General features: G+C 66.2%; 3 protein-coding genes. All 3 read right to left on the reverse strand.

Annotation, left to right across the window (positions count from 1 at the left end; genetic code table 11):
• On the reverse strand, nucleotides 1–205 hold a 205-nt coding region (locus GO608_RS01545; protein ID WP_247002744.1), incomplete at its 3' end, for a nucleotidyl transferase AbiEii/AbiGii toxin family protein.
• The gene (locus tag GO608_RS01550) at nucleotides 205–699 is read right to left on the reverse strand and encodes a helix-turn-helix domain-containing protein (protein ID WP_169200109.1); all 495 of its coding nucleotides are present in this window, start codon (nucleotides 697–699) and stop codon (nucleotides 205–207) included. The genes GO608_RS01550 and GO608_RS01545, both read right to left, overlap by 1 nt.
• A gap of 87 nt (nucleotides 700–786) precedes the next feature.
• The coding region (locus GO608_RS01555; RefSeq protein ID WP_247002746.1) for an O-antigen ligase family protein at nucleotides 787–2,220 on the reverse strand (1,434 nt) is incomplete at its 5' end.

The raw sequence follows: 2,220 nt of genomic DNA on the forward strand, positions 1-2,220 counted from the left end.
GGGGACCGGTCAGCAATGATCGCAGGTTGCGATAGCCCGGGAGATCCGAAACGAGAAAGTCGATGTCGACCGATTCACGGAACTCACCATAGCGCAGTGCAATCGCCGTGCCACCCCCGAACAGACATTGGTTTTCCTTGAGAAGCGGCCCGTCGAGCGATTCAAGGACCTGCGCGATATGTCGATGGTGAAGGCGTTCAAACATCACTCGACGGCCCTCCCTTCGGTGAACGCGACACGAAGCGAATCGATCAGATCCCGCTCGCGTTGCGCCATGCGCGCGAAGTCCAGATGGCGCCGATTACGCTCGTAGATCCCGAATGCTTCGCTTGGCGTCAGGTAGTCCGTCCCGTGCACCTGCCAGGCAACTTGCTTCAACTGCGGGTAGTCGTCAAGACAGACACGTGCTGGCAACCACCCTTTGCCGCCCGTCGTCTGCTCCGCAAGCACGGCAGCGTTCGTGGGCGTCACGATATCGACATCAAGACCGAGGGCCGACAGCGCGTTCATGTAGGCCCCCATGGTTACCGACGGTTCGCCCTTTTCAATCCTGTGCAATGTCACGCGAGACATTCCGGCCGCCTCCGCAGCGGCGGTGGCGCTCACGCGTATCGACTTGCGATGTTCGCGAATCTTTTGACCAACTCGCCTGAGCCTCTCGGCCGCAACGATTGAGGGTGCAGGGGGTTTTGCAGGCATAGTGTTTCTCATTGTTATCAATCCGCCTGTTTTGTCAACAATGAGAAATAGATTTCACCGAGTTGGCGGTGAGACTCAGTTCGACGCTCAATCCGCAAACGGATTACGCCCCACTCCCGCGCTGGCCTCCCCCGCCCGGGTTTCCGGCGGCACGACCGGGTCCGCTCTCGCCTGCGCCGCCACAGGTTCCGCAACCGCTGCCGGCCGACGACGCTCCTCCCGGCGACGACGTTCCCGTTCCCGCTCGCCGGGGTGGAAGAACACTGCGGCGAGGAACGCGAAGTACATCGCATTCGCGGGGATGCGCAGGTTGTAGTCGGTGAGCCCGAACAGCAGGATCAGCAGCACGCCCAGCCCCGCGCCGACCTGCATCATGTGCAACGGCCGCCAGTTGCGCACCGCCCACACTGCGCGCCAGCGCAGCAGGTAGATCGCCGCCAGCATCAGCATCAGCACCAGCGCCGGCACACCGCCTTCCATCCACCACTCGGCGAAATCGTTGTGCGCGTGGTTGATGTAGGCTTCGCCGCCGATTTCGGCCGGATGGAACGCGCGGATCACCGCCGGGAACGTCCCGATGCCGCTGCCGAACGGGAAGAACGCCGATGCCGCTTCCAGCGTCGCATCGAGGATCGGCCAGCGCGCATCCGCCGTCGCGTCCTGCGCGAAACGCGCGAACACTGGAGCGAGCCCGACCGCCACCGCCAGCGCGACCCCCAGCGCCGACACTGCCCCGACCATGCGCGTCGCAAAACCGGCGCCGAAATTGCGCATCAGCACGACCGCCGACAACACCACGCCGACCATGCCGAGCGCGATCCCGCTGCGCGAGCGTGCGAACACGATGCCGAGCAGGAGCGCGACGCACACCGCCGCATACACGGCCGTGCGGTTCATCTCACCCTCGCCGGCGACGAGCGCCTTCAGCCGGTGCAGCGCCCCGCCCCGCCGCTGGCGACGGCTCGCCGATTCGTCCAGCGAAAAGATCGTCGATGCGAGCAGCGCCAGGCCGATCGGCAGCGCCATCAGCAGCAGACCCGCGAGGTGGCCGCGGTTCGCATAGGTGCCGATCGCGCTGTCGCCGGACGATTCGTAACCGAAGCGCAGCGCCGACTCCGGCCCCGCGCCGTATTGCATCAGGCCCATCACCGCCTGGAACACCGCGACCGAGACAAACACCATCACCAGCCGCCGCACCCGCGTGTCGTCGAGCCCGACCACGACCAGGAACACCGCCAGCGGCGGCAGCAGCGCCCACAGCGCCTGCTCGGTGAGATAAGGCACCGTCGACAGCGCCAGCCACTCCGGCGCCGCCCCCGCTTCCAGTTGCGCGACGGCATACGCTCCGTGCCCCGGCAGCGTCGCCCCGAGTTCGAACGGCAGCGGCGCGAGCTGCAGCAACGGCACCGCGACCATCATCGCCAGCGCCAGCAGCAACGGCCGCGACAGCCGCTCGACGAACACCGGCTGCGCCACCGCGCCCGCGAGCAGCAACAGCGCCAGCAGTTCCAGCGCCAGCAA

The organism is Aromatoleum buckelii (genome assembly GCF_012910785.2).
Taxonomy (GTDB): domain Bacteria; phylum Pseudomonadota; class Gammaproteobacteria; order Burkholderiales; family Rhodocyclaceae; genus Aromatoleum; species Aromatoleum buckelii.